This is a genomic window from Rickettsiales bacterium (assembly GCA_033762595.1).
Taxonomy (GTDB): Bacteria; Pseudomonadota; Alphaproteobacteria; order Rickettsiales; family UBA8987; genus JANPLD01.
In genome coordinates this window covers 1-23685 of record JANRLM010000078.1, presented here as the reverse complement: position 1 = coordinate 23685, position 23685 = coordinate 1, and the positions used below count along the sequence as shown (strand labels likewise).

The 23685-nt window shown below is 33.8% G+C and carries 20 protein-coding genes and 1 tRNA gene; 12 read left to right on the top strand and 9 right to left on the bottom strand.

The window, feature by feature from the left end:
• The first annotated feature begins 69 nt into the window (after window positions 1–69).
• Window positions 70–423 carry a hypothetical protein gene (locus tag SFT90_05690; GenBank protein MDX1949974.1) on the top strand — a complete coding sequence of 118 codons (354 nt, stop codon included), beginning with the start codon at window positions 70–72 and terminating at the stop codon, window positions 421–423.
• Between the two features lie 61 nt (window positions 424–484).
• Here the strand turns inward: SFT90_05690 and SFT90_05685 are convergent, their stop codons facing one another.
• The gene (locus SFT90_05685; GenBank protein MDX1949973.1) at window positions 485–3823 is read right to left on the bottom strand and encodes a transglutaminase family protein; all 3339 of its coding nucleotides are present in this window, start codon (window positions 3821–3823) and stop codon (window positions 485–487) included.
• 72 nt (window positions 3824–3895) lie between these two features.
• Here SFT90_05685 and SFT90_05680 point away from each other — a divergent pair, with 72 nt between their 5' ends.
• Window positions 3896–4627: a type II secretion system protein gene (locus SFT90_05680; GenBank protein MDX1949972.1), complete on the top strand. Its 732-nt coding sequence runs from the start codon at window positions 3896–3898 to the stop codon at window positions 4625–4627.
• Between the two features lie 17 nt (window positions 4628–4644).
• Here SFT90_05680 and SFT90_05675 read toward each other — a convergent pair whose 3' ends face one another.
• A complete protein-coding gene (locus tag SFT90_05675) occupies window positions 4645–5841 on the bottom strand; it encodes a CCA tRNA nucleotidyltransferase (protein MDX1949971.1) in 1197 nt (398 codons plus the stop codon).
• Window positions 5842–6106: 265 nt separating this feature from the next.
• Between SFT90_05675 and dapB the strand changes: the two genes are divergently transcribed.
• From dapB to lepA, 5 genes are all read left to right on the top strand, one after another.
• Window positions 6107–6910 (top strand): 4-hydroxy-tetrahydrodipicolinate reductase, encoded by an 804-nt coding sequence (gene dapB, locus SFT90_05670; protein ID MDX1949970.1) that lies wholly within the window; start codon window positions 6107–6109, stop codon window positions 6908–6910.
• 102 nt (window positions 6911–7012) lie between these two features.
• Window positions 7013–8437 (top strand): hypothetical protein, encoded by a 1425-nt coding sequence (locus SFT90_05665; GenBank protein MDX1949969.1) that lies wholly within the window; start codon window positions 7013–7015, stop codon window positions 8435–8437.
• Between the two features lie 22 nt (window positions 8438–8459).
• On the top strand, window positions 8460–9488 hold the full coding sequence (locus SFT90_05660) for a hypothetical protein (GenBank protein MDX1949968.1): 1029 nt from the start codon (window positions 8460–8462) through the stop codon (window positions 9486–9488).
• A gap of 432 nt (window positions 9489–9920) precedes the next feature.
• A tRNA-Leu gene (locus tag SFT90_05655) sits at window positions 9921–10005 on the top strand.
• A gap of 110 nt (window positions 10006–10115) precedes the next feature.
• The gene (gene lepA / locus SFT90_05650) at window positions 10116–11915 is read left to right on the top strand and encodes a translation elongation factor 4 (protein MDX1949967.1); all 1800 of its coding nucleotides are present in this window, start codon (window positions 10116–10118) and stop codon (window positions 11913–11915) included.
• A gap of 5 nt (window positions 11916–11920) precedes the next feature.
• Here lepA and SFT90_05645 read toward each other — a convergent pair whose 3' ends face one another.
• Window positions 11921–13663, bottom strand: coding sequence for a response regulator (locus tag SFT90_05645; GenBank protein MDX1949966.1), 1743 nt, complete (start codon window positions 13661–13663; stop codon window positions 11921–11923).
• 121 nt (window positions 13664–13784) lie between these two features.
• Between SFT90_05645 and SFT90_05640 the strand changes: the two genes are divergently transcribed.
• The 4 genes from SFT90_05640 (at window position 13785) to coaD (ending at window position 16214) form a co-directional block, all read left to right on the top strand.
• Window positions 13785–14132 (top strand): hypothetical protein, encoded by a 348-nt coding sequence (locus SFT90_05640; protein MDX1949965.1) that lies wholly within the window; start codon window positions 13785–13787, stop codon window positions 14130–14132.
• Between the two features lie 11 nt (window positions 14133–14143).
• Entirely contained in the window at window positions 14144–14494 is a 351-nt protein-coding gene (locus SFT90_05635; GenBank protein MDX1949964.1) for a cell division protein ZapA, read from the top strand.
• 234 nt (window positions 14495–14728) lie between these two features.
• The gene (locus SFT90_05630; protein ID MDX1949963.1) at window positions 14729–15742 is read left to right on the top strand and encodes a prephenate dehydrogenase; all 1014 of its coding nucleotides are present in this window, start codon (window positions 14729–14731) and stop codon (window positions 15740–15742) included.
• Complete coding sequence (gene coaD, locus SFT90_05625) at window positions 15705–16214, top strand: pantetheine-phosphate adenylyltransferase (protein ID MDX1949962.1); 510 nt, start codon at window positions 15705–15707, stop codon at window positions 16212–16214. Before SFT90_05630 ends, coaD begins: the two co-directional genes overlap by 38 nt.
• Here the strand turns inward: coaD and pheS are convergent.
• From pheS to SFT90_05595, 6 genes are all read right to left on the bottom strand, one after another.
• Complete coding sequence (gene pheS, locus SFT90_05620; GenBank protein ID MDX1949961.1) at window positions 16195–17241, bottom strand: phenylalanine--tRNA ligase subunit alpha; 1047 nt, start codon at window positions 17239–17241, stop codon at window positions 16195–16197. The genes coaD and pheS overlap by 20 nt on opposite strands.
• A gap of 236 nt (window positions 17242–17477) precedes the next feature.
• Window positions 17478–17837 carry a 50S ribosomal protein L20 gene (gene rplT / locus SFT90_05615; GenBank protein ID MDX1949960.1) on the bottom strand — a complete coding sequence of 120 codons (360 nt, stop codon included), beginning with the start codon at window positions 17835–17837 and terminating at the stop codon, window positions 17478–17480.
• Window positions 17838–17876: 39 nt separating this feature from the next.
• Window positions 17877–18074, bottom strand: coding sequence for a 50S ribosomal protein L35 (gene rpmI / locus SFT90_05610; protein MDX1949959.1), 198 nt, complete (start codon window positions 18072–18074; stop codon window positions 17877–17879).
• A 506-nt stretch (window positions 18075–18580) separates the two neighbouring features.
• The gene (locus tag SFT90_05605; protein ID MDX1949958.1) at window positions 18581–20143 is read right to left on the bottom strand and encodes a hypothetical protein; all 1563 of its coding nucleotides are present in this window, start codon (window positions 20141–20143) and stop codon (window positions 18581–18583) included.
• 2 nt (window positions 20144–20145) lie between these two features.
• Window positions 20146–20853: a methyltransferase domain-containing protein gene (locus SFT90_05600; GenBank protein ID MDX1949957.1), complete on the bottom strand. Its 708-nt coding sequence runs from the start codon at window positions 20851–20853 to the stop codon at window positions 20146–20148.
• A 254-nt stretch (window positions 20854–21107) separates the two neighbouring features.
• On the bottom strand, window positions 21108–21980 hold the full coding sequence (locus SFT90_05595) for a hypothetical protein (GenBank protein MDX1949956.1): 873 nt from the start codon (window positions 21978–21980) through the stop codon (window positions 21108–21110).
• Between the two features lie 76 nt (window positions 21981–22056).
• On the opposite strand from SFT90_05595, the gene SFT90_05590 reads away from it, so the two are divergent.
• Window positions 22057–23364, top strand: coding sequence for a folylpolyglutamate synthase/dihydrofolate synthase family protein (locus SFT90_05590; protein MDX1949955.1), 1308 nt, complete (start codon window positions 22057–22059; stop codon window positions 23362–23364).
• Window positions 23365–23685 lie beyond the last annotated feature (321 nt).

Below are 23685 nucleotides of genomic sequence, written 5' to 3'. Positions count from 1 at the left end.
TGAGTAAAGAATATTAAGTAATATTAATATCGCAAATACTTATTAACATCTCTTAATATACTTAATTTTATGAAAAATAAACTAATCTATTTAATCGCTGGTGTTGCAATAATTGCAGCGGTAGCAACTAACGGCTTCAAATCTGAAGAAAAATCTGATAAAGCTGAAGTTAAAAAAGAAGAAGTGAAAAAGGAAGCTTCTGCTGAAACTAAATCTATTACTGATGCAGTAAAATCAGCATCTGAAGAAGTTAAGAAATCTGCAGAAAAAGCAACTGAAGAAGTTAAAAAAGTTGCTGAAGAAGTTAAAAAAGAAGCTGATAAAGCAGCTGAAGCTACTGCAACTGAAGCTGAAAAAGCTAAAGGCGAAGTTGAAAAAGCTGTTAAAGCTGTAAAAACTGAAGAAGCTCCAAAGGCTAACTAATTTAATTCTTTTAGATTCAAATTCAAAGCCCCTAGATATTTCTCTAGGGGTTTTTTTGTGCTTAAATTGTCCTTCTTAAATCTAGCGTAAGAGGGAAATCAGGGCTTGGGATATATTCTTTTATTTTAACTTTTCTTTGGCTGTGGCCGATAGTTTCGAAACGGGAAATCATTCTACCTTCAGCCTCATTTACATTCACTGGCATTTTGTCATATGCTCTGCCACCTTGATGCACAATGTGATATTTACAACCGCCAATCGCAACACCTGATTTTCTATTTACTACATCAAACACAAGAGGTGAATTAACAGGCAGATTTGGGTGAAGCGTCCAAACGGGTTGCCAAGCCTTAAACCTCACGCCAAAAATATTTTTATCATTACTCAAATTCTGTGGTTTATATTCATAGCCATTTACTAGCAAAGCAAATTTTTGATTATCAAGCCCCTCAACTGAAACTTGAAGCCTTTCAATCGCAGAATCAACCCCCCTTGAAGTGCCAAATGAAGTTGATTCTTCACCCAATACTGGCCAAGGCTCTAATGCCATTTTTAGTTCAATTTTAACATCGCCAATTTCTGCAAAACCATATCTTGGAAATCTAAAATTATATTGTGCAGAAAACCAATTTTTTTCAAATTTATAGCCACGATTTTCAAGCTCTGTGAGAACATTTGAAAAATCCTCCCAAACAAAATGAGGAAGCATAAATTTATCATGCAGATGCGTTCCCCATCTAATTAATTTGCCCTCATAAGGCTTTTGCCAAAAACTAGAAATTATCGCACGAAGAAGCAGAATTTGTAGTAAATTCATTCTTGCGTGAGGTGTCATTTCAAACCCACGAAACTCAAGTAATCCAAGCCTTCCACGCTCTCCATCTGGTGAATATAATTTATCAATACATATTTCTGTGCGATGCGTATTGCCGGTTAAATCAACTAAAATATTCCTAAGTAATCTATCAACTAGATAATGAGGAATATTTTTGTTTTTATCAAATTGATTAAGTGCAATTTCAAGTTCATATAAAGCATCATTTCTAGCCTCATCAATCCTTGGTGCTTGTGAGGTTGGGCCAATAAAAATTGAAGAAAACAAATAAGAAAGGCTCGGATGATTTTGCCAAAATAATAGCAGGCTTTTTATCAAATCAGGGCGACGTAAAAAGGGTGAATCGCTAGGCGTTGCACCACCTACAACAATATGATTTCCGCCACCTGTGCCAACGGATCTGCCATCTAGCATAAATTTTTCAGCAGTGAGTTTGCAATATTTTACTTCTTCATAAAGCGTATTATTGATGAATTTTAACTCCTCCCAATCTTTTGCTGGGGCAACATTTACCTCAATCACACCAGGGTCTGGCGTGATATGAAAATGCTTAGTGCGATAATCTCTTGGTGGCTCATAACCCTCTAAAATAATTGGAATATCAAGATGTTCAGCGGTTACTTCAAGAGCAGAAATTAATTCAAGATAATGTTCAAAATAATAAAGTGGGGGTAAGAAAATATGTAATTTTCCATTTCTAACTTCTGCACAAAGGGCGGTTCTAACATAGCCATTTGCATCTTTTGTAAGGTAATTATTTTCCTTATCACTTGGTTTTTTAGAAATTTTAGTTTGGAATTTCTTTTTTATTTTTTCATAAGATTCAAAATTTTCCAAATCATCATAATTGCTTCTAAGCGGGGGAATTTCTTGTTCTCCAGAGGCAACATAAGGCAGGCTATTCATTGGTAAACGATAGCCAATCGGTGAATCACCAGAAATTAAAAGCAGATATTTACTTCTAAATTTCCAGAGATTTGAAATCCATTTTTTGCGTTTGATACTATATAAAATTGGCAGAACAAAACCTTTTGGCTTGCTAAGCTCTGCTTTGTTTAGGTTTAGCAATCTTTTTATCTCATCATCTTTTTCAGCATTTTTAATGATTTTACCAGTGAGAGGTAAAATCCTTTCCCTCAGCAAATTATAAGGCACATCTTCATAAGCAGGGATAATTGCTTTTTGTGAAATACCTAGACAATTTGTGAGGGTTTCAATAAATTTTTTTGCATCTGTAAGATTATATTTTTTTTCATTTTCAGAAGTTTTTTTAGGGCTTGCGATTAAATCATTATTCGCCCAAATAGGCTGCCCATCTAATCGCCAGAAGCAACCATAGGCATATCTTGGCAAGGTTTCACCGCCATACCATTTACCTTGGCCAAATTGTAAAACCGCACCCTTGGCGAATTTTTCTCGCAAACGAAATATTAAATCAACCGATTTTGCGGTTTTTTCTTCACCCATTGCGGCAGTGTTCCATTCAGGTGCATCTCTATTTTCAGAAGACACAAAAGTTGGCTCACCGCCTAGCGTTAAACGAATATCATTCTTTTTTATATCTTTATCAACTTCTTTGGCTAGGGCTTCAATTTCATTCCACTCAATATTGCTTAAAGGCTTGGTAACTCTTGCATCTTCAAACGCTCTATGCACTTCCATATGGTGATGCATTACACATTCGCAATAATCAACAAGCCCTGAAACTGGTGCAGCATTTTCATAATGAGGGGCAGCTGAAAGAGGGATATGACCCTCACCTGCAAGCAAGCCAGAAGTTGCATCAAGCCCAACCCAGCCGGCACCAGGCATATAAATTTCTGTCCAAGCGTGTAGATCCACAACATCATTTTCAACTCCAACGAGATCAGAATCAACTGGCTTTTCGTCTGGTTTAAGCTGGATTAAATATCCCGAAACAAACCTTGCTGCAATGCCAAGATGACGGAAGATATTGCATAGAAGCCAAGCCATATCTCGGCAGGAAGCATATTTTTTAGTTAAAGTTTCCTCACAAGAATAAACGCCGTGTTCAAGGCGGATTATATAGTTTAGAGCCTTATTAACCTTGCGATTTACCTCAACGATAAAATCAATAGTATTTCTATTAAAATTTTTTGAAGATAAAAATTTTTGTAAATCTTGATTTTTCTTGAGGCCTAAAATTTCCTTGATAAAACCCATCAATTTCTCACCATTTTCTGTGGGTTTTAGATAGGCGAATAATTCATCTTTAGTTTTTGCATCATATTCAAACGGAAAATTTTCAAATTGTTTATCAATAAAAAAATCAAACGGATTGATAATTCTAACCTCCGCTTTAACATCAACTTCAATTTTGAATTCATTAATTTTCTCAGGAAACACAATGTTTGCAACCCAATTGCCGTAAATATCTTGATACCAATTCAAAAAATGTTCAGCGGGTGAAATTTTTAGCGAATAAGATTTAATCGGAATTTTACAATGCGGTGACGGCCTTAAACGCACAGATTGCGGAGATAAACTTACTAATCTGTCATATTTATAATGCGTGATATGGGTCACTGATGTAAGAATAGCCATAGAAAATCTTATATTATTGCTTAAAATATAAATGGATAATAAGATAAAAAATTATTTTTTGAAAAATTTTATATGAAAAATAGCAAGAAAGGCTTCACAATTATTGAGCTTGTAATCGTTTTAGTAATAGTTGCACTAATAATTACTGGCATCTTAGGGGGGCAGTATCTAATTGAAATTTCAAGAATGCAAACTTTATCAAAGGAAATTACACAATATGCAGCACTGCATACTAGATTTCAAGAGCAATATAAGCAATTACCCGGTGATATGGATAATGCTTTCACAATCTGGGGAACAAATTGTGCTAATACTTCTGCAAGATGTAATGGAACTGGAAATCTAATATATGATAATCAAACAGAAACTTATAAAGCTTGGAAACATTTTGAATTATCAAAAATTTTAGATACAACATTTACGGCAATTACAGCGGACTCTCACGCTGATTGCGAAGTAGGAAATAGATACCCCAAATTATCATTAGATGGAATCTCTTTTGGATTTATTAGTGTTGATAATGATGCCGAATCTTCAACATCTACAACTTCATATAGCACATCTCTAATGAGAATTTCCTCCGTACCTCTAAGTTGCTCAAACTTGGGGAAAGGCTTGCTAACAGGCGATCAAATTAAGTTCATCGATGAAAAAATTGATGACGGCTTTGCTTATAGCGGCAAAGTGATTACTTCACAATCAATTGGAGATTGCACAGATTCTGCAGCAGATGAAGATGATGCCAATTATGTTTCCGGCTCAAAACCTGAGTGCGTATTATGGTATATTCTTAAAACTTTTTGAAATATAATAAAAGCCTATCAATTCTGCCTTATGATATTTATCATATCATCTTTTGTGAGTTGGTAATTTTCTTGCTCCCACAATTCTTCAAATTTTCTAAGTAGTTCGCCAAGTTCCTTGCTCGGCTTCATTTTTAGCTCATTCATTAAATCCAAACCATTTAATGGAAAAACCGGCGGAGAAAAATTTTCCGCTAGATGTAAAATTTTCTGCAAGGAATTTTCATCAATAAATTTTTTTGCAAACGCAATATAAGCAAATTGCTTAAACTCATTCAAAACTGAGCTTCTGAGTAATCTTTTAACTTCAAATTCTTTACTAAAATCAATTTTTAGAGAATCCCAAATTCTATAAAAAAAGGCTTTTTCAGCATTAGATAACTTAAAATTTGTAACAATTTTTTTAATTTTTATCAGATGTTTTATAACTTCTTCAAGGCTTAAAAGTGCCACTAAACTTGCTATCCAATCAATATTATTTTTTGAAATTTTGAAGTAATTTTCTAAACTTGCAAAGTCAAAAAAATTATTTTCTAAACCCGTAATTTGCTTAAGAACATTGCAACCCCTCATTTCTTTAATTGCATTTAGCGAATTTGGATTAGTGAGGATTTTCTTCATTTCTTCGTGAATTCTTTCCCCTGAAATGTTCGCAAGTCCTGATATATTTTCTTTGCAGGCTTGCAGTTGATTTTCCAAGATTGGCTGTTTGCCATATCTTGCTTGAAATCTAAATAATCTTAAAATTCTGAGATAATCTTCTTTTATTCTCTCATCAGGGCTTCCGATAAAGCGAACTATCCCCTTTTCCAAATCATCTCTACCATTATGGAAATCATAAATATTGCCTTTTCTATCTAGATATAGAGCATTAAAAGTGAAATCTCTGCGATTAGAATCTTCTTCAAAAGAGCTGGAAAACTCAACATCAGCGTGCCTACCATAGCATTTCAGATCTTTTCTGAGAGTAGTAATTTCATAGCCAAAATTATTGAATAAAAGCGTTATAGTGCCAAAGCGAATACCAGTTGGAATAATTGTAAAACCTCGAGATTCAAAAATTTTTGTGATAATTTCTGGCTGTAAATTAGTTGCTATATCAACATCTTTTATTGGCTCATTTTTCAAAAAATCACGAACGCACCCACCAACAAATCTAGCCTCACCGCCAGATGATTCAATAATTTCAAGAACTAATTTTCCAGTTTCTAGCATTAGTATTTTTTATCAGTTTTTCTTCTTAAGTGTACCCCGCATTTATTGCGGGGTTAACCATAAAGCAAGCTCAAAACTTTGTTTTAGAAACACTTTCAGCAATTAACCCCGCAATAAATGCGGGGTGACAATTGGTGTTTAAGTGGTTAAATCTATGTTTAGTGAACACTTCCATAATGAAAACTATAATATTAATTGCACTATAACAAATCATAAATATTATTTGATATAGTTTTTAAGAAAAAATTTTTAGATTGTGGTGCTTATGAAAATTGGAATTGCTGGTGCTGGTGGCAGAATGGGAAGAATGAATATTACTCAAGTGGTCGAATCTGAGATGGCGATTTTTGCGGCCGCGTTGGAATCTAAAAATTCGCCTTTTATTGGCAAAAATGCTTATGAAATTGCAGGGTTTGGCTCTAGTGCAAATTTCGTTGAAATTACTGATGATATTGATGAATTTATAAGCGATGTTGATGGCGTGATTGATTTTACAACGCCAAATTCAACGCTAGAAATTGCAAAAAAATGCGCAGAAAAAAACCTCGTTCATGTTATTGGCACAACTGGAATTGATAAAGATAAAGAATCTCAACTCAAAGAATTTTCTAAAAATGCTCGTATAGTTTATGCACCGAATATGAGTGTTGGGGTGAATATGCTTTTTGCCTTGGTTGAAAAAGCTGCAAAAATCCTTGATGATTCTTACGATATTGAAATTGTTGAAATGCATCACAATAAAAAAGTGGATTCCCCATCTGGCACGGCTCTTGGGCTTGGTAAAGCTGTTGCAAAGGGCAGAAATGTTAATCTTGAAGATGTTTGGTGCAAAGAGAGAGATGGTAATATTGGTGCTAGAAAAAAGGGCGAAATTGGCTTTGCAACTCTCCGTGGTGGTGACGTGGTGGGTGATCACACCGTAATTTTTGCAACTGAGGGCGAAAGGGTTGAAATCACTCATAAAGCGTCAGGCAGAAATATCTTCAGCAAAGGTGCTTTGCGTGCCTGCTTATGGGCTAAAAACCAGCCTTCTGGCCTCTATTCAATGCTTGATGTTCTGGGGTTTTAGGGCTTAAAACCCATATTTCTTAAAAATTATCTAAAATCTTAACGATTCGTTAACCATAATATGCTATAATCTAGGTAAGGTGAGGTGTATCTTATTAAAATTATGGTTCAAAATCTTAAAACAGCGGAGCAGGTTGAGGCGGAAATCAGGGAGTTAAACTCTGATCTCTCACATTTGCTGTTTCAGTTAAACCTTAATAAAAATGATTTCTCTTTGCTAATTAAAATAGCTGAAATCAAAGCTCTCTTGGTTAAAAAACAGGAAGAACATAGAGAAGAAGTAATCCAAGATGCTGAATATGTTAAAAGGCTAGATACAGCAGAAAGCCAAAGAATTGAAACTAATTTTCAATTTAATATTAGTAATTTACTATCTAAACATAAGAATTTCCTAAAAACCAATATTTTCACTGAAGAATTTAATCAATCCGTTTTTGATCCTGCAAAAGGCAATGTGAATGAGCAAGCTATGGCGTGCATAAATGAAAGAGCAGAAAAAGCGGAACAAGCCCTTGCTAATTTTAGAAATGACCAGCAAGAATTCACAAATTTTCTAACTGAGCTTGAGAATAAAATAGGCAAAGAAAAAACCTTAGAATTGCTTGAAATTGCCTTCAATCAAGCATTGGGATGTCAACAGGTTGATTTTCAAACCTTGAAGGAATATATTGAGGTAAGAGAGAAAACTGGGGAGCTTTCTAGTCAAGAAATTTATGATTATTTTGCAAAAACTGTTCTGCAATTTGATGAGAATATCCTGCCTGATCTTAAGCAAGAATTGGAATATCAATCTGCTAAAATCGTTAAGGAAAATACAGTTGCTGAAATTTCTAATGAGCAGTTACAATGCATAATGAATGAATGCGGGGTTAATTATTGCGGTGCTGAATTAAACACTAATCAATCTAGAAATTTTGTAAATTTCTGTGCAGATAGGGCTTTAGATGATAATTTTAGCCAAAATTCTGGTGATGAATGTAGGCAAGAAAGGCTGGATTTTATTAGTAAATTTAATTCAGATCCAGAAAAATTTATTGAAGCTATAAAGCCACAAATTCTGCAGATGAAAAAAGGTGGCTTAGATATATATCTTGAAGCTATTGATCCAAGCGTTAAGGATTCTGCGGCTATTATTAGTGCTTGTGGTAACTCAAAAAAAATGGTTTGCTCTGAAGAATTAAATGCAGCCATACAAGGAATTAACAGAGCTTCAGCCCCTAAGGAAGCCCTTGAAGCAATGAGGTTTTTAGATGGCATTAATTCACCTAGGCTAAATTTTGGTTCAAATAATAGTTTAGCAGATGAATATACAAGTAAATTTGTTAATAATTCCGTTTTATTTTTACAAAATGCTGAGTTGCTAAAAAATCATAATGATATGAGTTTTAGCGATATAGCAAAAAAAGTAGAACACAAAATCTCTAATTTGATGGAAAAAAACTCAAGCTTTAAGCAAGCTGCGGAAAAAATTCTTAATAATGATGGCTTGAATGTAAATAGACCTAATCTAATTGTAAACAGAGGATAACACAAAAGATAAAATTATATTTATGATAAAGAAACTAGGAAATTTTTTGATGCAAATCTCACCGCAAAAACAGTTGCAGGAGGCTACTACTGCACCAGAGCAACCTGCAGAGCAAGATAATAAAAACCCAATGCTAGAAGTAAATTCATTAGCTATAGGTGCTAATATTAACAATCTAAATGCAGTATTAAATCAATTTGTAGCTAAAGAGTCAAAATCTTTTAAGGCTTTTGCAGGCAAGCTTTTAAGGAGAGATGAAACAGAAGAAAAAATCGCTAATGGTAAAAGAGATATTGATAATTTTTCTCAATATATATTGAAGGATTTAACAGGAAGTTTATCTGGTTTATATGCAGATGGTGCTTCACCTACTCAACAAGAAATCCAAAACGCATTAAATCAAAAAATTGCATATCTAAAAACGCCCTCTGGTTTTCAAAATTATCTAGTTGAGCTTGCAAATAGCGAGCATTTAACAGCAGAAGAAAAAGCTCAAATCAAACAATCTGTTTTTGATGGAAAAGAACCTAACCTACAAAATATTAAACCTGATATTTCAAAAACTATCAGTGATATTTATAAATCAAAAGGCTTAGAAATTTCAAGTATAGCAGATGGTTTCTTTACTAATTTTGCCTATGATAATGAAAATCTAGAAACCAAAAAAACGCAAGTAACTTCCGCCTTTCAAGCTTCTGCTGAAAGTCTTGCAAAAGCTAGGGAAGAATCAGAAAATAAAGGTGGCTTTTTAGAAATTATTTTTGAAATATTAAAAAATTTTCTTGGTGAAGAATTCACAAATTCAATTTCTGGCTTATTCGGTGGCAATAAAACACAAACCCCACCGGCACAACCTCAGCAACCTGAAGCACCTGCACCTCAGCCAGCACCTCTTGCAATGGTAACAAATCCTACAACAAGTGCAGATATATATCAAAATATTCTAGCTGGACAAAATTTAGATTTAACCGCAGTAAATTTTGCTAGTGATTACACTTCAAACATGGCTTACGGAGTTGTAAATTCTCCAGCCAAATCTCAAACTAAATAATTATTCCAATTATTAGCCAATTATAGATTTAAGTTCCTTGAACACAAATTGTCACCCCGCATTTATTGCGGGGTTAACGGTCGAAAGCATCTCAAAACCTAAGTTTTGAGTGTGTTTTATGTTTAACCCCGCAACAAGTGCGGGGTGACATTCAAGCAAAGAAACAATCTAATTTTTTATAAATCTATCTTTAGTTATAGTATTTCAGAAATTTATTGAGGTTAAATTTACAATTTATACCCTCACCCCCCCTCTCCCTGCAATCACAGGGAGAGGGTAAGAATTACTTTAGCGAGCATAGCGAACTTAGTAATTCTGGGTGAGGGTATATTTTTATTAAATTTCTGTAATACTATACCAAAGACCAGAAATCTTATAAATAGCACCTTGACTAAAATACAGCCAGAATATATTAACCTATCCAAAATCTAAGCGGTTATGGTGGAATTGGTAGACACGCAGCCTTGAGGTGGCTGTGCTGCAAGGCGTGGAAGTTCGAGTCTTCTTAACCGCACCACTCTCTTGGCATTGTGGGCAAAGGTAAATCATTATTCGAGCTTTTTTCCGTTTAACTTTAGGTTCTAAAATGCAAATAGCCCAAACTAAATCAAGTAATAAAAAATATTAATGTCCACAAACCTCGAAAATATAAGAAACTTCTCAATTATCGCCCATATTGATCACGGCAAAAGCACCCTTGCGGATAGGATAATCCAATTCTGTGGTGCGATTGAAGATAGGGAGATGAAATCGCAACTCCTTGATAATATGGATATTGAACGCGAGCGTGGCATCACTATAAAATCCCAAACCGTTCGCCTTAATTACAAAGCCAAAGATGGCAAAAACTATATTCTAAACTTGATGGATACTCCGGGGCATGTGGATTTTTCCTATGAGGTTTCAAGATGTTTAGCGGCTTGTGAGGGCTGTTTGCTAGTGGTTGATGCCTCTCAAGGCGTGGAAGCCCAAACGCTTGCGAATGTTTATAAAGCGATTGATAATAATCTTGAGATTATCCCAGTGCTTAACAAGGTTGATTTACCTTCCGCAGAGCCAGAAAGAATCAAAACGCAAATTGAAGAAGTTATCGGCATTGATGCAAGTGAGGCAATTCTTGCTTCTGCAAAAACTGGTATTGGCATTGAAGATATTTTAGAGGCGATAGTTAAGAAAATCCCTGCACCTCAAGGCGATGAAAATGCACCGCTGAAAGCATCGCTAGTTGATAGTTGGTATGATACTTACCTTGGTGTTATAACGCTAATTCGCGTGATTGATGGCAGAATAAAAAATGGAATGAATATCCGTTTTATGTCAAATAATTCAAAATATTCAGTTGATGATGTTGGGGCTTTTACGCCTAAAAAGAAATCAGTTGAATCGCTTGGCCCCGGTGAGGTTGGCTATATTATCGCGAATATGAAGCAAGTGGCTGATTGTAAAGTTGGCGACACAATAACCGATGATAAAAACCCTTGTCCAGAGCCACTTTCAGGCTTCAAGCCAAGTTTGCCAGTGGTTTTTTGTGGTTTATTCCCGATAGATGCAGGTGATTTTGATGATCTCAAAGATGCAATAACTAAACTCCATATTAATGATACTAGCTTTACTTATGAGCAGGAAACTTCAGCCGCATTAGGGCTTGGCTTTAGATGTGGCTTCCTTGGGCTTCTGCATATGGAAGTTATTCAAGAACGCTTAGAGCGTGAATATAACCTTGATTTAATCACGACCGCTCCAAGCGTTGTTTACATTCTGCACGATACCAAAGGCAATGTTACAAAACTCCAAAACCCAGCGGATTATCCTGACCCTACCCAAATTGAAAAGCTTGAAGAACCTTGGATTAAAGCAACCATTATGGTGCCTGATGATTATATCGGCTCAATAATGGAATTATGTATGAAAAAGCGAGGAGTTCAGCAGAATCACAGCTATGTAGGAAACCGGGCTTTGCTTGAATATAAACTTCCGCTTAATGAAGTTGTGTTTGATTTTTACGATAAATTGAAGTCAGTTTCTTCAGGCTATGCCTCATTTGATTGGGAGATGGCAGGCTATGAAGAAGGAGATTTAGTGAAAGTAAATATTCTGGTAAATGGTGAGCCAGTTGATGCAATGGCGATGATTTTACATCGCACGCAAGCTGAATATCGGGGCAGAGCTTTAATTACAAAGCTCAAAGATTTAATACCTCGCCAGCTTTTCAAAGTTGCTTTACAAGCGGCGATCGGTGGTAAAGTTATTGCTCGTGAAACTATTTCATCTGTTGGTAAAGATGTAACTGCAAAATGTTACGGCGGTGATATTTCTAGAAAACGCAAACTTCTTGATAAGCAAAAGAAAGGTAAAAAACGAATGAAAGAAGTTGGGAATGTTGAAATCCCGCAATCAGCCTTCCTCGCAGCATTGAAAATTGATTAGGTTTTTTACAATATCTGTTTAACTCTTTCTGCGAGTTGGTTTAGAGTGTAAGGTTTTGGCAAAAAATTAAACTCTCTTTTACTTCCATATTTTTGATAAAAAGCATCTTCACCATAACCAGAAACGAAAATAACTTTTATTTTTGGGTGAGTTTTCATAACTTGCTCAACCATTTCAGGGCCAGAAATTCCGGGCATTACAACATCAGAAATTATCAAATTAATTTCATTGCCATTTTGTTTTATAACCTCAAGGGCGGCCTCTCCAGAATTTGCTTCAAATATTTTATAACCCTTATTACGCAAGGCTCTAGTGCTGAATAAACGAACTGGATCCTCATCTTCAACAATTAAAATTGTGCCGGTGCCGGTTAAATCTTTTTGCTTCTCAACTTCTGCAATAATAGGACTTGGCTTTTCAATCGCTTTATCAAATTTTTTGAAAAGAATTATAAATTCAGTTCCTAAATTTTCTTGACTTGAAACGAAAATATAACCACCAGATTGCTCAACAATTCCAGTAACCGTTGCAAGCCCAAGGCCTGTTCCCTGCCCTACCCCTTTGGTAGTAAAAAATGGTTCAAATATTTTCTTAAGATTTTTTTCGCTTATTCCAATGCCAGTGTCTTCAATAGAAATTTTTACATATTTACCTGGTAAAATATCTTCCATTGCTGAAACAAATTCATACTTAAATTTTATATCTGAAATAGAATAAATATCTAAGTTTTCAGTAGAAATTATAAGTTTTCCGCCTTTTGGCATCGCATCTCTCGCATTTACCGCAAGGTTAATTATCACTTGCTCTAGCTGAGATTTATCAACTTTTATGTCCCAAATTTCTCTAGCATTATTAAGCTCTAGCAGAATATTCTCGCCAATTAGCCTGCGTATTAAATTTGAAACTTCCGAAAGCGTTTCAGTTAAATTCACCACCTGCATTTGCAAAGTTTGCTTGCGAGAAAAAGCCAAAAGTTGCTTTACTAAATTTGCCGCACGATTCGCATTCTGCTTGATTTGCATAAGATCAACAAAAGATTGATCACCCGGCGGGTGCCTAGTTAAAAGCAAATCGCAAAAGCCAATAATTGCAGTTAGTAGATTGTTAAAATCGTGAGCAATTCCACCAGCTAACTGACCAATTGCCTGCATTTTCTGGGCTTGAATAAATTTTTCTTTCAGCTCAATTTTTTCACTATTATCAATTAGTTGGATTAAAATATCGTTTGATTCCTGCCCAATTATCGGCACTGCATAGATAGAAATTTCCTTGTTGTCAGATAATTTACAATCAAAATTTTCGTAATTATTTTGGTTTTTTGATTTAAGCAAAAGCTCAAAATCACTTATAGAAATATTAAGTAATTCCTTAATATTTTTAATTTGATTTTGTAAAATCCTTTCAACAAATTTTTGAAAAACTCGGTTAGAATATTTTATATTTAATTTATCATCACAAATGATTGTTGCGATCGGGTGATTTTCAAGAAACGCCTTATTTACAGCTTCAAAATCATTATTAGAAATTAATTCTAAATGCTTTCTATTTTTTTGTTTTTCTGAAAATTTTTTGAAAGATTTGTAAATATTCGGCAGTAAAATTAAAAAAATAGTTACAGCACATAAGCTAAAAAAATAAGTAAAAACCTCGTAAAAAACTTTGTTATGAGTTTGTAAGTAAAAAAAGATGAATACCCCCTGAATCAGAAGCAAAAGTAAGACAACTGAGATTTTCAAAAAATTATTCACAAAACGAAAAATTAAATTAACTAAAAAATATTAAAATTTTTTTTCTTATATGTTGCAACTATACAAAGTTATTTTATAAATAATATTATCAGAAAAAATTTCTAAATTTATCTTATTTATAATGAATAAATTAGACGAAGCAAAAACAAACCTTAAAATGGTGCTGGATAGGCTTGAAAAGTCTATTCAAGATAATCTTAAAAGTAACAATGCAGCATTAATTGCTGATTTTGAAAATCTAAAAAAAGCCAATCAAAATTACTCTCTAGAAATATTAAAATTAAAGGCAAGCCTTGATGATAGGAATTCTGAAATCAATCATTTAAGAGAAGAAAATTTCCAAATTCAAGCTGAGCTTGGTAAAGAGAGGGAACGCTCTGTTAAACTAGAAGCCAAGAATAACGAGGCTTCTAGAAGGGTGGATATGATAATTTCTGAGTTCAAAAATTATATTACTAACCACGCATAAAGGGGGAAATTATGTCAGTTGTAGAATTAAAAATTGGTGCAAGAAATTTTCAAATAGCTTGTGAAAATGGTCAGGAGACTCAACTTCATAAGCTCGCAGAAATTATTTCTAGCAAGTTTGAAAATCTCTCAAAACAGCTTAGAACCAGTAATGAATCTCTGCTTTTTCTTATGACTTGCCTTATGTTACAAGATGAGCTTAACGAGGCGACAAAAAAAATTGAAGAACTTTCTCAGCAAATTTCAAATAATAAGCATGAGTTTTTTGCGAAACAAGAGGAAGAAATGTCTGGTGCGATAAATACAATTGCCAATTATCTTGAGGCTATAGCAGATAAAATTGAATCAAGAAAAGTTGCTTAACTTTTAAGATATTTGGTTTTATTAAATAGAGATAGATTTAGAGGAAAAGCTTGTTTTATGTTTTAGTGTCACCCCGCACTTGTTGCGGGGTTAACCATAAAACAAGCGTAAACCAAAAAATAAAAACACTATAGACCATTAACCCCGCAACAAGTGCGGGGTGACAATTGGTGGTTAAGAGGTAAAATCTAATCTTATTAACAATACCAAAAATTTTACTACATTATTTCATAAATGAAAATCGGTGTTATCGGAACTGGCTTAATTGGTGGCTCTTTGGGGCTTGCACTAAAATCAAATTCGCTTTGGAATTCAAAAAAAGAAAATAAAATTCTTTGCTTTAATAGAAGAATTGAAGTTTCAAAACAGGCTGTAAACCTGAATATCACCGACCAATATTGCAACTCAATTTCAGAATTAACTGAAAAATCTGATGTTATAATTATAGCGACAAATTTATTTTCTTATGATGAAATCTCCAAGAAAATCGCAAAAAAAATTACTCCAGATAAAATTATTTCTGATGTAGGCTCAGTAAAATTATTGCCGAGTGAAATTATTAGGAAAAATTTTGGTGAAAAGGCCGATTGCTTTATTCCCGCACACCCCATAGCTGGTAAGGAAATTTCAGGGATAAATTCCGCAGATAAATTTTTATATCAAAATAAAAAAACAATAATCTGCACTTCAAAAAATTTAGCTGAAAACAAAATTAAAACTATCTCAGAAATCTGGGAAATGGCGGGTAGTAAAATTGAATTTTTAGACGCACAAAACCACGATGAAATTTACGCAAAAATTTCTCATTTTCCACAATTAATAAGTTTTGCGAATAAAAAATATATTTCAGAAACCTCTGAAACTAAAGATTTTTGCAGGTTACAAAATTCCCCACAAGAAATGTGGCAAGAAATTTTTCATTTCAATTCTGAAAATCTTAAAGCGGAAATTCTCAATTTTTCTATTAATTTCACCAAGCTAAAAACTCAAAATAAATATATAGAAATTGATGAAAATTCTAATAATGATGAGAACTTTATTTCTGCTTTTTTAATCTCAAAAATCATTTTTGAAAATATTTCTGAAATTCATAAAAACTATGCTGGCAGTGGGTTTAAGAGCATTTCAAGTTTAGCTGAGAAATATAAAACTTCAAAAGCGACAAAAAAAGTGCTAGAAAACTCTATTAATATAATAGCAAAAATCCAAAATGACCTTGAAAATTGGCCTTTATCCCGGAACTTTTGACCCAATAACCCTTGGGCATATTGATGTTATAAAACGCAGTTTTTCGGTTTGTGAAAAACTTATAATTGCGGTTGCAAAAGATACACCAAAAAACACTTTATTCAGCCTAGAAGATAGGGTTAAGCTTATTAAAAATGATATCAAAAATTTCCTACCAGATCTATTTAACAAAGTTGAAGTGATTGGTTTTAAGGGCTTGCTGGTTGATTTTGCCGAGCAGAAAAAAGCCAGCATTATCATTCGTGGCTTAAGAGCGGTGAGTGATTTTGAGTATGAGTTTCAGCTCGCTTCAATGAATAGCAGAATTAAGCCAAGCGTGCAAACCGTTTTCATACCTGCCTCTGAAACAAAGCAATTTATCGCATCAAATTTAGTTAAGGAAGTTGCAAGATTGAAAGGTGATGTTTCGCAATTTGTTTCCAAAAATACTGAGAAAAATCTAAAGGCTATTTTCAAATCTCATAGAATTTGAAGCCGTAATGTTTCAGCCATTTGTAATCAGATTCAAAGAATTTGCGTAGATCTGGAATGCCATATTTAAGCATAGCAAGCCTTTCAATGCCCATACCGAAGGCAAAGCCTTGATATTCCTGAGGGTTGATGCCACAATTTTTTAGCACATTTGGGTGAATCATTCCGCAACCGAGAATCTCTAACCAATCATCTCCTTCACCAATTTTAAGTTCACCATTCTTGCGAGAACAGCCAATATCAACCTCTGCACTAGGTTCAGTAAATGGAAAAAAGCTAGAACGAAAACGCATTTTTACATTTTTAATGCCAAAAAATTCTTCCACAAATTGAATTAGACAGCCTTTCAGCATTGCCATATCAACATTTTTATCCACCATAAAACCTTCAACTTGATGGAACATTGGCGAATGCGTTTGATCAGAATCGCAACGGAAAGTGCGGCCCGGTGCGATAAATTTAAGCGGTGGCTTATTATTTTCCATCACCCTTATTTGCACTGGTGAAGTGTGAGTTCTTAAAACAAATTTCTTTTCTGCACTATCAGATTTGACATAGAAAGTATCGTGCATCTGGCGTGCTGGGTGGCTTTCAGGGATATTTAACGCAGTGAAATTATGAAAATCATCTTCAATTTCGTTACCTTCAGCAACCTTAAAACCAAGCGAGCCAAAGATTTCCACAATCTCAGTAATTACTTTTGAAATTGGGTGAATTGAGCCAATATAATTTTGGTTTGCTGGAAGCGTTATATCAATTTGTTCCGCCTGCAATTTTTGAGAGATTTCCCGCCTTGCAATGAGTTCTTTTTTGTAAGAAATTAAATCTGTAATTTCTTCTTTTACCTTATTGATTTCCTGTCCGAAAGCCTTTCTTTCTTCAGCTGGAAGTTGACCAAGTGATTTAAGTTTTTCAGTAACTACACCAGATTTTCCAAGATAATGAACTCGCAAATTTTCAATATCAGAAGTGCTAGAAACGGCTTCTAACTTACTTTTTGCTTCTTCTATAATGGCGGTGAGAGACATACAAATGGGGGTTTAGGGCTTGGAGATTTGGGGTGGTTGACTTCTTTATTCCCTCCCCTGTTTACGGGGGAGGGCAAGGGTGGGGTCATATCAGAAGCAAGGGAAATATCATCATCTCTATAGCTCTAACAAAAGCCCCCCTCCTAACCTCCCCCCGCAAGCAGGGGGAGGAATTAAAGAAAAAAGCCACCAGGCTGAGGGATAACCCCCCAAGCCCAAACCCCTAACCCCTTAAATTACTTCGCTAATGCTTGCTTTGCTGTTTCAGCAATTTTTGCAAAACCTTCAGGATTTTCAACCGCTAGCTGAGCAAGAACTTTTCTATCAAGGTCAATATTCGCTAATTTCAAGCCGTTTATAAGCTGATTATATTTCAAACCATTCAAGCGAGATGCCGCATTGATACGAACAATCCAAAGTTTACGGAAATCTCTTTTCTTATTTCTTCTATCACGATAAGCATATTGCAGGCCTTTTTCAACTTTCTCAATAGTAACTGTGAAGCAATTTTTTGCTCTGCCGTAATAGCCTTTCGCAAGTTTGTAATATTTTTTGTGTTTTTTACGGGTAACAACACCACCTTTAACTCTAGCCATAAAATGAATTTTTAATGTTGGTAATAAATAATTGGAAAACTAAGCGTATGGAATAAATTTAGTCACAAATTTAGCATCAGATGGGTTCATAATTGTTGTTCCCCTTTGCCCCCTGATGTTTTTTTGTGAGCGTTTTCTCATATTATGTCTTTTACCTGCTTGAGTGGCAACGATTTTACCAGTGGCAGTTTTTTTGAAACGCTTTTTAGCGCCCGATTTGGTTTTTAACTTCGGCATTTTGATCTCCATTAATAAATTAAAAAAAACTAACCTCAGAAAACTAAGGATAGTGGCTATTAGGCAGCCAAAAGATTTTTGAAATCTTAGCCTAAAAAGCACTTGATGAAACTAAATATAGAATATTTAATTTAACTGCGGAAGGGGGTAAATTAAGACCCAATTTCAACAATTTGAGAGCCGTTTACACTAGATGGGAGTTAAAATCAAGGGGTTTTTTTGTAGTTGATGGTGGAGTGTTTAATATGCATAGATGTAATTAAATTTTTGCTGGTTTTCCTCTATAGTGTCACCCCGCATTTATTGCGGGGTAAACTATACTGCAAACTTAAAACATAGGTTTGGCAATATTTTCAACATTTAACCCCGCAATAAATGCGGGGTGACAATAGGAGGTTAAGGGGTAAAAATCTATTCTTAGTAATCACTGCCGTCGTAACTTTATGGTGGCTAGTTTTTTGTATGATTATTATTGCAAATAAGATGCCAAATACCCAAATACTAAACTAAACATCTAAATTCAAACTTGTTGGGGTTGGTTGCGTTGAGGGTTTTGGCGGATTTGCTGAGAAGACGGGCAAGGTTTGGAAGGTAATCCTGCCACTATACCCCATTGATTCAGAAACATTATTATATAGATCAAGCATTTCTGATTTTGTATTATCGCTAAAATTTTCCTCTGAGCGGATAACAATATCAAGGGTTTTAACACGATTATAGAGTGTGAAAAAATTTCCTTCTATCTCAATTTTGCCTTGCTCATTTTCAACTAATTCCATTAAAAAACGACCCTCAGATTTATTTTTTCCCTTAGAATTCTTATTTTGAGACACAAAAACACGATGAAAATCCAATCTCTCTCCGTTAAAAAATGGTAAAATATAAGAATAATAAACCTCGCCCTCACTATTACCAATTTTAATAGCACTCTGCAAAATTGCAGATATTAAGTTTCTTGCAGTATCCATAGTTTCTCTATCTGCCATAGGCAAATTCTGCATTTTTGCAGATAAATTGATATTATCTAAAAAATTTTCTTCACTATTTTTTAGTGATGATAATGCCACAATAGATTTGAATGCAGAAGAAGCATCTTTCACATTCGGAAACGCCTTTTCAAGCAAAGCAACCCCCACAGGATTTTGCATTAATAGCTTAGAATAATTCTGCAAATTCACAACATCACTTTCAACCGCAGATTTAAGCAAATATAGTGATGAAAATACAGGGCTATTATTGCCAATATTATTGCTATTCTGCTGATTAGAAAGCACCTCAACATTAAAAACCAAATTAGAATTAGTTGGAATATTAACCGAGCCATTTATTCTAAAATTACCATATTCGGTTTTGATAAGGGTCTCATTGCTAGCTGGCAGAAACTCAAGCTTTCCAAAGATATTTGCCTTGCCCAGACTTGTATTATTTTGCAATAAAATATCGCCATTTTCACCAGTTATCTGAGAAATATTTAATGATGCATTACTAGCCGTAACATTTGCGAAATTATTTTGCGTCAAAAAATTTTGCAGATTTTGGCTGTTATTTGGCAATTGCACTTGCAAATTATTCGGCAATTTTGAAAAATTACTTACATCATAACCCACTAACCTATTTACCACATTTTGTTGAACTTCGGAAGGGGTGCTTGAGGTTGAAAGAAAAGCTAAAATTTTTGGATCAGTAATTTTAATTGAGCCATTTAATTGATAAGCCTGCCCTGAGTTTGCCGGGTTTTCTGAGATGATTTTTCCAGTAAAATTTATCGCACCAGAATTTGAAGATGTTTGATTAAAATTAATATTTTCAACCTCTACGGAAAAATTTCCTATCGCTTTCAAATCAGCATTAGTGCGGAAAGTAAGCTCTTGCGAAAGATTACTAATTTCAGGATTTATAATCACTTGCGTTGAATAATTACCAGCAACATTCTGTAAAGTTTCGCCCCTAAAAACTTGGTTTGCAAGAAAAGAACTTAAATTTTGCGCGATATTTTGCTGCGCTTCTTTCGGCAGGTTTCTGCCATCACCACCTAAATTAAAAGCTGATAATATTTGCGTAATTTCCATTTTTATAATTTTTTCAAAATAGCAATTGATTCAGTATTATTAAATTCATAATGAATAATATTGAGCTTTATTTTTAGCAAATCAAAGGAGCTAATTAAAAATTTTAGAAAAGAAGTATTATCCCAAACATGAAAATGGATATTAAAATCGCTTTTATCCATTTCTTCAATTTTCTTCGCTATTTCTTTTTCATCAGTGAGGTTTTCAACATTTAGAAGCCAATCTCTATAATGCTCTTTTCTTGAGGTTTTTCCGCCATTTTGATAATCAGAAACTATATCTTCAAATTTTGTCAGTTCACGATTTTTATCAAAACAAAAATTTTTATCTGGCACTATAATATAGGCAATTCCACCATTTTTTAGAACTCTATAAAAATTATTTATTGCAAGAATTGGGTTTTCAAAATGTTCTAAAACATGGCAGGCGATAATGTAATCTTGGCTTTCATTTCTAACTTTTTCAAGGGTTTCAGCGTTAGAAACAATATCTGGCTTGATAAGTTTTTTACCTTTTAATTCTGGATATTGCTTTAGATAATCTTCATAGCTTAGCCTATCAACAAATTTGGTTTTTGCATTTTTGCTAATTGGCATTGAGGTATGCAAAGCACCTATTTCAATACCCTCCCCCTTGATATATTTATAAGAAATTTTTTTACGATTTTCTTTAGCAATTCGGTTAAGGCTTTTTTTACGAAATAATTTCATCAATTAAACTAAATAATTTCCTTCTAGATTATTAACCTTAAAAGAAATTAAATCACCAATTTTTAGATTATTATCAGAAATTTTAACTTGAGCAAAATGTTCTGTTTTTCAAATACCATTTTTTAACGATGATATTTTTTTATCTTAGGCATCACAGGCATTCAAACGACAACCAAAATTTACAATTTCATTGGGCATTGATATATGCACTAAAATAAGAAAAATTATAAACAAATAAATTGACAATTTAGGAATCAAAATTTTGCTCTTACGCCAAATCCTGCAGATGGCAAAATAGCTGATGTTGTTCTAGTAGATTCGGCATAAGGAAGGAGCTTTTGATTTCCAGTTTCTGTTAACGAAACTCCTCCTTCAAAAAGCTGAAGTCCTGCCTCAAAAAATAATGATACAGAGCCACCATATTCACCATTTAAAATTTTTTGTTCAACAGCAAAATTCATAGAGGCTGGCATTTTTAATTTTTCTTTAATATTAAACAGATATTCTGTATTACCAGAAAAACTATTTACAGCTCCTGACCTAGTATTTTCATAACCTGATAAAGGTAAGGCTAATTTGGCTTCCACCCCTAATGTAGTTCCACCATTTGAATAATTGAAGGCTGCTCCTAATGTAAAATTATTTAATCCTATATTTTCTCCATTCTGTAATTGAGTTAATTCATATATATTATAATTTTTAATATATGTATTTGATAATCCATTAATCAATTCATTTGTAAATCCAGTGTTGATATGATTATAGCCAAAATTAACATCAAGATTGATACTTTCATCAATTCCAAAATTAGATTTTAAGTATCCACCTAAATTTGCAGCATATCCATCAAATAAATTATTTCTATCGAACTCACCAGACAATTCAAGACCAACAATGGATCCCTTAAATAGACTATTAGCACCTTTAATTTTTAACAAATCCCTTCCATATTCCATACCTACATTTATTGGGAAATTTCCATAAGGAGTATAATTTTTATATCCCTCTAATTTGCCATAAAAATTTGCACCTAATGTGTAGTTAAAAAAATCTTCTGTTTTTTTTAATTTCTTAAGCTTTATTTTTTCATCGTCTGAATATTGATTGTCAAAATTGTTAGGGCTCATAAAATAATTTTATTTTGTTCATATTTCATTATAATACAAATTTATTAAAAAATCGTTAAAATCCAATGCTTTTCTTATGAAAACACCTTTTTGGCCAGTGCCGATTGGCTCTAAGCCTATTGATTTAGGGCTTGAAAGAGTTACTGAGGCACTAGAAAAGATGGGTAATCCCCACCTTAAACTACCGCCTGTAATCCATATCGCTGGCACGAATGGCAAGGGCTCAACGCTTGCATTTCTTCGGGCTATATTAGAGGCGGAAGGGTATAAATGCCATATTTACACCTCACCACATTTGGTTGAATTTAATGAAAGAATAGTTGTTGCAGGGCAGAAAATCTCCGATGAATTTTTAACCGAGATTTTGCAAGAAACAAAAAACTTGTCTCAAGGCACTAATTTAACTTTTTTTGAAGGGACAACTCTAGCGGCGATACTTGCTTTTTCAAAAATAAAGGCGGATTTTGTTCTGCTTGAAACTGGAATGGGTGGTCGCTTAGATGCAACGAATATTATCCCAAACCCTTTGCTAAATATTATCACGCCGATTTCTTATGATCATACAGAATTTTTGGGCGATACACTTTCAAAAATCGCCTATGAAAAAGCTTGTATTATGAGGAAAAACACCCCTTGCATTATTGCAAAGCAAGAAGTTGAAGCCTTAGAAATTATCAAAAAAACTGCATCAGAAATTGGCTCAAAGCCTATTATATGTGGCGAAGATTTTGATTTCAAAATTCTTGAAAATGGCGAGTGGATTTTTGAGAATAAATCAACTCCTAACTCCCAACTCCCAGCTCCCAACCTATTTGGCAATCATCAATATCATAATTCTGCGGTGGCAATTAGAAGCGCATTAGAAATTAATAATTTAGGTTATAAAATCTCAGAAAATTCTATCAAAAAAGGTATTCAAAATGCAGTTTGGCCTGCTCGCTTGCAAGATATTAGAAACTCAAAATTAGGAGAATTTTTAAGCCCAAATGATGAATTATATCTTGATGGCAGCCATAACCCACAAGGGGCGGAAACCCTTGCAGATTTCCTAAATTCTAAAGTAAATCAAGCAAAGGAAAATCACATAATAATTGGAATGCTTGCGAATAAAGATTCTAATGGCTTTTTTAAGATTCTTGCGGAAAAATTAAATCAAAAAATATTGATTCATACAATTTCTATTCCAGAAGAAAATAACTCACAAACACCAGAAAAACTAAAAGAAATTGCTGAAAAATATTTCATCACAACCGCAGAAAAAAACCTTGAAAACGCAATTCAAAATATCAAAAATAATTCTAAAAATGAAAATAGAATAATTATTTGCGGCTCACTCTACCTTGCCGGCTTTGTGCTTGAGAATTATATTAAAGAAACCTTTTGACTTACTACTGAATTTACCACTTTGCTTAAAGTGGCGGGCAGTCTTGGACACTATCCGAACTGAATATTCAACAGATATTATATTGTTATACAAGGAATATAAAAACTTAAATTACGCTAAATCTTGTATATAAGCTGATTTTATGGTATGTATAACCACAAAATGTAGTAATATTAAAGGTTGTAATGGCAAAGCAGTATCAAATATGCTTATTTTTAAGGAATGTAAGCAATAAACTTCTAAAACAATATTTTGAAAAAGAAGGGGTTTCACTAGATTTTGATTTTGAAAAAACAAAGGAAACCAAAATTGAAGGGCTTT